Genomic DNA, 9,450 nt, shown 5'->3' on the forward strand with positions numbered 1-9,450 from the left:
AACTTCAACTGCGCGAAGGGTGCTGCTGGTGGCTTCGGCGGCCCGGGTTCCCAGCGGTTCCGGCCCCGCCGGTTTCCGCGCCTGGCCGTGATTCATTGGTGAAAATCAAGTGGTGGCATAAGTGATTTTTTGGTTGAGCGACGCGCAGAAGGCGCGTCCTGAACCCTGTTTTCCAAATTCCACGACAAACCATACGTTGATGGCTGGTGCATATTGACGAAATTATTTTTATCAATTGCAATGGGTTGCACTGGTGTGACGCGCCGAAGAAATACGGCCCGCAGGGTAATGATGGATACCTCAAAGCCATTACTGCGGGTCATTCCGCCAGCCGGATCGACGAGCTCCCCCCTGGAACTTCCTGCCGTCAAGCTGATCCCGCGTGAGGCGTGGGCAACGCTTACTCACTAACGATGGCCGTCAGGGCAGGCAGACCGGACGCTTACCACTCGTCATCGCTGGGCAGGCCAGCGGCGGCATTGAAGCATGGGCATTGCTGAGCAGGCTGCCGAAGGCGGAGAGACGGCTCGGGGATCTTGGCTGAGACGCAGACTGGTTGTGAAAAGAGGCGAAAGGCAAAGGGGGCGGACTTTGCACCCCAAGGCGAAAGCACCGCGCACAAGGCTGTGCGATAAGGAAAACACAGGCATTAACGACGCAATCGCATCGAGGCTATGCTGCAGGTTCCAGGACAGGCTTCCCATTTCCTCCTGCTATCCCCCTGGCGCCGCGGAGTGTATCCCTTCACGCCATTTGTGCGCAAAGGCTGTTGAGGTGATCAAACCACCCCATTCAAAACAATACCCGCTCCTCCAAGCTTCATTTCCCCGAATATGCTCAAGCTGCCTTCAATCTCTCCCAATGTTACTTTATTTTTTGTAATCGTGAAGATTCCCAAATCTTGAGAATTCAAGTTGGCAAAACTATTTGAAGCGTCTTCGAGTCCTGGTGCATCGACGATCACAACTTCATAGGCTTCTCTCAGCACTGAAATCAGCTCCTGAACGCGCTCGGCATTATAAATGACCGAGGGGTCCGCCGCTGATACCTGAGTTCCAATGCAGTCGAAACCGCTGTCCGATCCCATCACCACCACACATTCACTTGGAGGTTTCTCATTGTGAATGGCAGAAATGAAACTGGCTTCATCCGAGACACCAAGGCTTTTGGTCAATTGAGCGGTTCGAAAGTCCCCATCTACCAAAACACAGCTCTTTCCGCGCTGGACGCTCGCCCAGGCCAGCAGGACGGAGGTAAATGTCCGGTTTTCGTTTGCATTGTGAGAGGTGACAAAAATCGATCGCAATGCCCGTCCCGTGTGCAGGTTGACATTGTCGGCCAAGTTCAAGGCCGCCTGCGCCAGGGCCTTATCCTTCTGCAATTGGCGAAGCAGTTCCCGTGCCGATCCAATTTTTTTAAGACGCGGGGTGCTGCCAAGAACAGCCATTCCTGCCTCTCTGGAAATCTGCAAAGGCGCAGACAGCTTCTTGGGCCGCAATTCCACGAACAATGCCAGTGCGGCGCCAATCGACAAACCGCCGATGAGCGACAATATAGCGGCGACCTTCTTCCGCGGATACGAAGGGCTTACCGGCGGGGTCGCATATGTGATAACCTTCGCATCCGATACGGGAATTTTTTGAAACTCGCTGATTTGCCTGTAGCGCCCAAGAAAATCTTCGTAAACACGGCGGTTGATATCGGCGACACGCTGGAGCTGATTCAATTTGATCAACTGCTTGGAGCGCTCCAGATTAAGCCCTTCGAAGCTGCGCAGACTGATCGCTAAGGTCCGTACATTCAGTCTCAGGATCTCCACGCGATTGTTCAGCTGCAGCAGCAGGTTATTGACCTCGCCGGACAGCTCCGCTTCTGTTTTTGCAATCGCCCGCCGGATTGCATCCATCCGCGCAGAGGTTTCGGAGAAATTCAGCGATGCTTCTGCTTCCTCGCGCCTCAGGTCGGTGAGTGTCCTGCGAAACTCGAGAATTGTATCGCTGGTCAGGATGTTCGCGGCAGCAAGAGGGCCCCCGTCGTCATTCACCTGAATGGCGCGGCGGGCCTGCGCTTCGGCTTCCGCAAGCTCGGCCCGGGCATTCACCAGTTTGGTGGTGAATTCTTGCATCTGCTGCTCCAGGCGCGCGCCGTTGTCGGCATCCGCTTCCATAGCGCCGCGCAGTTCCAAAACCGCCCGTTCCGAAGCTTCCACATTGTTCGCCAGCTCTTCGACACGCCCCTCCAGCCAGACGGCAAACCGGCTTGCCGCCTGGAAACGCTCGTCGGCAAGAAAGCGGATATACTCGCTCATAACCGTGTTTGAGATGGCCGCGGCCTTAGGGGCGCTTTCGGAGGTTGCCCGAACGGACATCAGAAAAGACGTCCCCTGCTGTTTGATCGACAGCCCCCGCCGCACGATATTGACAGCGGCCCCGAGTTCCCCAAGAGTTTGCTCATTGACCGACGCCGCGTCGAGAATCTCCTGGTTCACTGGAGCGGCGGCTTTGACCGCTGAGCTGTCCTCTTGTTCAGGTGGTTTCAAAACAGATTTTATCGTTGTTTTGAGCCAGGTGATAACGGGGTTCGGCTCACTTTTCTCTCTGAGGCCAGGATTGAATTCCGGGTCTTCATCCAGCTTGAGCTTGCGCACCACTTTGATCAGGATTTCATTGGAGCGCATGATTGCGATCTCACCCTCGATCACTGCATTGCTGAGCACTTGCGCTTCGACGAGATCAAAGGAGTTCTGCTCACTTAGCCCCTGGCTTCCCAACAGAAGCTGGCCGCCTGAAGCGTAGGTTGGCGTGATGGCCGAAAGGTAATGCACCGCAAATGCCAAGCAAAGCACCGCTACCGCCAGTATCAGAACCATTCGGCGCCGCAGCGCCCTTACGACCTCCGAAAACTCAAGCGTCTTCGGCAATCGGTCCGCAGCTTTTGACAAGCGCACGTCCAGTTTTCTGTCAGGCGATATAACTTTGTTCATACGCTTCCATAGGTTTTCGGGTCCCAAAATCCCCACGCGGCTTTCTGCTACAGACTATAGAAACCATCTTTTGCTCTGTACCGCTACTTTTTAGCCAAGATAATTTATACGTAAAATTCAGCCTCATGAACTACATATAACCTTGGTTCGCGAAAAGTCAGGGCGCCCTCTGCATTGCAAGCTGCGTCTTGCAGATGGAACCTTGGATACCTACGCTGATCCGGGATGAGTGCCAGGACCTGCTGGCACAGATTGCTGAGAAAACGGCACGTATCGCCGAACGGAACAAGAAACTCGCATCGCTGGCGCCCCAGTCAGAGAGGGCGCCTCGGCTCCAGACCATGCCGGGTGCTGGCCCCCTGACAGCGATCGCGGTGGAAGCATTCGGGCCGAATATGGCGCTGTTCAGATCAGGACGCGGCATTGGGGCTTGGTCGGGCCTCGTGCCACGGCAGCATTCATCGGAAGGCAAAGAGCGCTTGGGACGTATGACCAAGGCCGGTCATCCACCGCATCAGTCCACATACAACACCTGCTGGCTCCTCAGTTGGTGTTTCCCGCTCTTTCAAGGCACGCCCCGGAAGCCGTTTCGCCGGTTGCCCGCATCCGGATCTTTCAAAGAGCTGTCATCGGCTCTACGGCCGCAGGTGCGGTGGCCGGGAAATACTCGACTCCAAAAATCTCCGGGTGTTGAATGGCAAGTGAAACTTCAGTGATGTGCAAAGAAAACTCACCGGCCAGCCGTGGCGTAGACCCGTTTCGTACCGCTGCCGCCATTTCGGCAACTCCCAGAGTGAAATCCATGGGGTAACCCCGCTTGGCCGTAGAGATCCCCCGGGACCGTTCAGGATTGATCCGCCTGCTGAAATCAAGCCCGAGAAGCTTTTTGGCGCCGCGGCGCAATCTGGTTGTCGGGATCGGGAAGGAGCGCACGGAAGAGGAAAAATTCCAAGTCTCGTCAAGACTGAGCACACCATCCTCGCAAATGATCCGGAACTGGTGATCATGCGGTGCCAGAATACTGTTGGTCAGCCGGGCAACCAGGCCATGGTCGAACTCCAGGCACGCAACAGTGAAATCCGGTGTCGAATAATCCGGCGGCGTGTGGGGCCCTTTGTCCGGGATAAGACAGCTGGCAAAAGAGACCAGCCGGCGCACCGGGCCGAACATTCCAACCATCCAAGTCAAGGCATAGCCGGCGTGTTCCAGGGTGCATCCGGTCTTGAATTCATTCTCAGCCGGCCAATAGGCACCTGACGACGTTCTCCAGTTTTCATAGCCGATCCGGTGCACCATGCCATCGTCCATCTCGGCATAGATCAATCTTGGTTTTCCGCGTTCGCCGCGGCGCACCGCCTGATACAATGTCTGCGCGGCAGTCCCCAGAAAACTGGAAGGAGCCGAAACCACATGCCGCTTCTGTTTGCCGGCCAGTTCAACCAGATGCCGTGCTTCACCGAAGTCAAGCGCCAAGGGTTTTTCGGAGTACACATGCCGCCCCGCCTCCAAGCACTGTTTGGTGACCGCATAATGCTGATCAGGCGGAGTCAGATTGACCACGATCTCGACACCCGGGTCCGCGAGAACCGCTTCAATACTGTCAAACTGCTTTAGAGCATAGTGTTTTGCGAATTGCTGCTGCCGGGCGGAATCGAGATCATAGACACCTCGCAGGGAAAGCAGTTGGGGCCAATTGGCGAGTGTGGCCTGGTACAGGTCGGCGACATATCCACAACCGACAAATGCAATTCCGACACTTTCTGAAACACTGGTCATCGGTGTGAGTACCCCATATTGTTCCGCGGAGAAGTATGGGACTTGAATTCATGATTATACGGGATATGTGTCACTGTCTTCATAGTCCCTTATTAGTAATATAATAACTTACTTACCAGACGGGGCTTTTTTAAACAGAGGTGGTTCGGTTTGTCTGAACAGGCTCCGGGCGTTTTCTGGGGCCAGGACCCATTGATTTCCGGCTGGTTGCGTGATCCACGGTTCCGAAAACGAGCGGTGAACATGTCTGATCTCTTCTGGCTGGCCGACGCTCAAATGGCGCGTCTGAAGCCCTTCTTTCCCAAACCCCACGGCAAGCCTCGCATTGATGACAGGCGCGTTTTGAGCGGGATTATCTTCATCAGCCGCAATGGCTTACGGTGGCGCGATGCACCTTCGGAATGCGGCCCGCACAAGACGCTTTACAACCGCTGGAAGCGTTGAAGCGACAAGGGCGTGTTTGCCCGGATGATGGCCGGGCTGGCGGCAGAATACGGCGAGGAGAAAACCGTGATGGCCGGCACGACCTGCCTGAAGGCACATCGAACAGCGACCAGTATGGGCGTGAAAAAAGGGGGCGTGGACGTCTGAGCGGCCGCACCAAGGGCGGCATGAATACAAAGCCGCACGCCATCTGCAGCAGTCAGGGGCGCCCGCTCAACCTGTTCGTTCCGGCAGGACAGGTCAGATGGAATGGTTGCCGCCCTGCCAAGACGGCATCGCAATGTGCCAGGGTCGTGGTGCTAACAACCACTCAATGGAGAGAACGGCGACATGAAAGATATGATGATTGGGGCCGATCTGGCAAAGACTGTTTTTCAAGTGCATGGAGCCTTGCAGACTGGGGAGGCGCAGTTCCGCAAAAAGCTCACGCGAAAGCAGTTCCTTGCGTTCATGGCGAAGCAAGATCCCTGTTTGGTTATCTTTGAGGCGTGCGGTGGCGCGCACTACTGGGCCCGACAGCCGGAAATGCGCTTTGTGGCCACCAAGACAATTGAGCAGCAATCCCGCGCGGCAGTGTTCCGCGGCCGGGAGCGATTGGTCCATCAGAGAACTGAAGACGTGAACGCCTTACGGGCACTACTGTATGAACATGGCCACGTGTTTCCCGCAGAAGTACGTTCTCTCGATAGAATGGCGGCGTTGTTGGGGGATGACACCTCAGGCCTGCCAGCCCTGATCCGAGAGGAGTGCAAGGAGCTGCTGGCGCAGATTGCAGAGAAAACAGCTCGTATCGCCGAAAGGAACAAGAAGCTCTCAGCTCTGGCGTCCCGGTCCGCCAGAGCCGTTCGGCAAGGACGTTGCCGCGCCATGCACCTTTGCCGCCCATGCTGATCCTGATCCCGCGGGGAGCCAGCACCTTGATGACGCCGGTGGACGTGAACTGGCTGCCCTGATCCGTGTTGAAGATCTCGGGCTTGCCGCGACGGGCCAGCGCCTCTTCCACAGCTTCAATGCAAAAACCGGCCTCGCGCGTGATCGACACCCTCCAGGCCAAGACGCGCCGGGTGAACCAGTCGAGCACGGCCGCCAGATAGATGAACCCGCGCGCCATGGGGATGCAGGTGATGTCCATCGCCCAGACCTGGTTGGGCCGGGTGATGGGCAGCTTGCGCAGCAGATAGGGGTAGACCTTGTGCCCCGGGGCCGGTTTCGAAGTCTTTGGCCGGCGATAGAGGGCCTCGATCCCCATCCGCTTCATCAACGTGGCAACGTGCAGCCGCCCGATCTTGACCCCTTCCTGAATCAGCAGCCCCTGAAGCATCCGGCTGCCCGCGAAGGGAATTCCATGTGCAGCTTGTCGATCCGATGCATCAGCTTCAGATCGGCATCCGATACCGGGCGGGGCTTGTAATAGACACTGCCCCGGCTGATCCCCAGCACGATGGCTTGGCGGCTGACGCTCAGCTCCGCGGTGGGATCGATCATCTTTTTGCGCTCGGCGGCAGACCCTCCTTGGCGAGCGCGCCGGACAAAAAACCCTTCTCCAGCGTCAGCTCTCCGATCTTCGCATGCAGGGTCTTCATGTCGATCACCGGTTCCGGCCTGGCTTTCACAGCTTCGCCGAAGACCTCCGTAGCACCCTCAAGAAGCTGGTCGCGCCACTGCTTGATCTGGTTCGGATGGACATCGAAATCCTGGGCCAACTCGATCAGCATCTTTTCTCCCTTGATCGCAGCCACCGCCACCTTTGCCTTGAATGCCGGGCTGTGATTCCGGCGCGGCCGTCTTGCCATGGTCTTCTCCTTGCGCGCAGCATCATGCCGCTGTTGCACCAAAAATCCACCTATCCTGGCCGTTCAGATTTCCCGAACCGCCTCTCTGAACTGGCCCTTGTTTCGCCTGAACACCTTGGCTTGACCAAGGAGGCTTAAGGATAGCCTTAAGCATGTGCGTATGTCTGAGATTGAAATTATTACCGATGGCGGCCGTCGTCGACGCCGGCCAGCAGTCGAGAACCCGCGGATCATCGAGGCCGTGAATTACGCACTCATTTTGAACCAACTGCCCAAGCCGGAACCAGGCCGCATGTGCCTTCAAAGGGCGCTCGTTCGCTAATACCGGGCCCTTGAATATTTTCAAAAGCTTACCCATGCGGTACAATATGGAACACGTTCTGATCGCGCCATCTACCGAATGCTAGCGAGATCCCGCATGGAATCAGTACAAGACTATGGCACCCTGGCCGGCGGCGCTGCAACATCCGACCGCCGCCCCCTGCTGACGGCTGCTAACCGGATGATTATTGCTGTGATCGTTGCCTTTACGGGGGCTTGGGCACTGCATGCAAAAGATATCCCGGCAGACCAAGCAAATCACACGCCGGATCAGTTTCCCCCTCCCGGTCTTGAGAACCCCATTGTCTACAAGCTTGACCTTCCAGCCGCCTCGCCATGGCTGGGCGCGCTCTTTGCGCATGACCTTACAGGGGAGGGAAACATGGACTTCGTCATCACAGCTCCGGGTCACGTTGTTGCCTATACCGGATCAGGAGAGGTGCTTTGGCATGTGCAGGATCCTATCTTCCTCGGTCTCGAAGAGCATGGGTTCTACCCCCCGGGGTTTCACGCACCTGGTGCAATTGCCGGCGACATGGACGGTGACGGACGGGAGGAGGTAGCATATCTGCTTTCAGATGGAACGCTGATGATCCGGGACGGACAGAGCGGAGAGACCGAACGCAGCTTTTCATTTCCCGGCGCACGGGCACTCTCAATCGCGGATTTCCGCGGGACAGGCGAGCGGGATGCCCTGCTGCAATACAGCCAGCGGGAGATACGCGCTGTCAGCCTCGAAGACGGCGCCACCCTTTGGCATGCCGATGACTGGTGGGGGGTGGAGCATAGTATCGCCCGCACATTGGATCTCAACGGTGACGGCCGGGACGAGGTTCTGGGGCCGGTTCTGCTCGATCATGAAGGCCGGGCATTACAATCCGCGGCGCGGGACGGGACACGGATGGACGCCTTTGACAGTCTGGCTGTTGGCGATTTGCTCGCTGAGCCCGGGCTTGAAATCGCCCTTGCCGAACAGCATGGCAACGAGGAAACGATTGTGCTGGGCCGGACTGGCGCTGGCTGGTTCCGCCACCATGCACCAGGCGGCATCTGGGCCATCGGGGAGTGCCGCCACAACGAGGATCCCGACAAGCTCGCCGTCGGCGACTTTGATCCAGCCCGGCCCGGCATGGAAGTATTTGCGCGGTCTTCTTGCGGCAACCACCCCTGGGTGATGAGTGGAAACGGGGACGTCATCGCGTCCTGGCCGGTCCGCCGCACTGCCCCGCCGGGATGGTGCCACGTCGGCGATTGCCGGGCGGATCCGAACGTCAGCCTTTCCGAATGGCTCATCGACCTGATCCGGGTGGATTTCCGCGGCGGCCGCAGCGCCCGGCGGGGCGAATATGGGATTGACTTGGCCAGGCCGGTGCACTGGGAGGGCACAGGCAGGCAGCTCTTGTTTGTGACCGAACGCCACATAAACGGCCGGATCGCCCTGGTGGACGCGCTGACCGGGGAGTTTCTGCATGTCTGGCCGGCAAAGGCAGCCCGCACCTACGCCGCGGATGTGGTGGGGGACAGCCGTGAGGAACTCATCATTCTTGAAGCCGGGACTGATGGGCCGGTCCTTAAGATCTTCTGGAACGAAGAGAGCGCAGCCGGACCGCCGCAAGCGCGGCTGTGGGACGACCAGTCATACCGCCGGACCCGCCAGAATTGGAATTATTACTCGCCGTGAGGAGAGGGCGCGCTCCGAGACCCCCCGGGAATCCGCGCGCCCAAATCTGATCTTGGTCCGGCGTATCCAGGAGGTGGGAGTTGCTCAGTCAATATTTGCGCTGCTGCATGAGCTCACACTACCCGTCGAAACCCGGCCACACCTCACCAAGATCGCGACCCGGCAGCTCCGAAGTGAGATTTGTTGCGAAGCCGCTCACGTAACCCCGTCCGCTTGCCCATGTGATTGCGATAGCGTTGGCCAACAGCAATTTGGCTTACGCGGTTAAGCTGCGCCTTCAGCATTGGGTAGCGGCGCAGCCAGCCTTGCACTAACTTTCAATTTGAACCACTCAAATGGGTCTGCACATGGGCATTCCCTCTGTATTGCCGGTTTCTGGAAATAGTGCCGATTTAAATACGGGTTTCAAGAGTTGCATTGGGAAAAGGCTGGTGGCTTTGAAGAACAATAGC

Annotated in this window: 7 protein-coding genes and 2 pseudogenes; 5 read left to right on the forward strand and 4 right to left on the reverse strand. The window is 57.6% G+C overall.

Going from position 1 to position 9,450, the window contains the following annotated elements; genetic code table 11:
* Positions 1–121 precede the first annotated feature (121 nt).
* Positions 122–281, forward strand: a pseudogene (locus tag A2I95_RS23305) (IS5/IS1182 family transposase); the annotation flags it as partial.
* 497 nt (positions 282–778) lie between these two features.
* Here A2I95_RS23305 and A2I95_RS23310 read toward each other — a convergent pair.
* Entirely contained in the window at positions 779–2,983 is a 2,205-nt protein-coding gene (locus A2I95_RS23310) for an exopolysaccharide transport family protein (RefSeq protein WP_291733688.1), read from the reverse strand.
* 341 nt (positions 2,984–3,324) lie between these two features.
* Between A2I95_RS23310 and A2I95_RS23315 the strand changes: the two genes are divergently transcribed.
* Entirely contained in the window at positions 3,325–3,699 is a 375-nt protein-coding gene (locus A2I95_RS23315) for a transposase (RefSeq protein ID WP_291733698.1), read from the forward strand.
* On the opposite strand, the gene A2I95_RS23320 is transcribed toward A2I95_RS23315, so the two are convergent.
* Positions 3,599–4,759, reverse strand: coding sequence for a Gfo/Idh/MocA family oxidoreductase (locus A2I95_RS23320; RefSeq protein WP_291733690.1), 1,161 nt, complete (start codon positions 4,757–4,759; stop codon positions 3,599–3,601). The two genes, A2I95_RS23315 and A2I95_RS23320, sit on opposite strands and share 101 nt — an antisense overlap.
* Before the next feature lie 150 nt (positions 4,760–4,909).
* Between A2I95_RS23320 and A2I95_RS23325 the strand changes: the two genes are divergently transcribed.
* Positions 4,910–5,203, forward strand: coding sequence for a transposase (locus A2I95_RS23325; protein ID WP_291733691.1), 294 nt, complete (start codon positions 4,910–4,912; stop codon positions 5,201–5,203).
* A gap of 12 nt (positions 5,204–5,215) precedes the next feature.
* Positions 5,216–5,350: a hypothetical protein gene (locus A2I95_RS23330; RefSeq protein ID WP_291733693.1), complete on the forward strand. Its 135-nt coding sequence runs from the start codon at positions 5,216–5,218 to the stop codon at positions 5,348–5,350.
* Between the two features lie 93 nt (positions 5,351–5,443).
* Here A2I95_RS23330 and A2I95_RS23335 read toward each other — a convergent pair whose 3' ends face one another.
* Positions 5,444–5,707 carry a hypothetical protein gene (locus tag A2I95_RS23335; protein ID WP_291733695.1) on the reverse strand — a complete coding sequence of 88 codons (264 nt, stop codon included), beginning with the start codon at positions 5,705–5,707 and terminating at the stop codon, positions 5,444–5,446.
* Positions 5,708–6,032: 325 nt separating this feature from the next.
* A pseudogene (locus tag A2I95_RS23340) lies at positions 6,033–6,996 on the reverse strand (IS3 family transposase); the annotation flags it as partial.
* A 418-nt stretch (positions 6,997–7,414) separates the two neighbouring features.
* Here A2I95_RS23340 and A2I95_RS23345 point away from each other — a divergent pair.
* A complete protein-coding gene (locus A2I95_RS23345) occupies positions 7,415–8,998 on the forward strand; it encodes a hypothetical protein (RefSeq protein ID WP_291733697.1) in 1,584 nt (527 codons plus the stop codon).
* The last annotated feature ends 452 nt before the right edge of the window (positions 8,999–9,450 follow it).

Source organism: Leisingera sp. F5, assembly GCF_001593695.1.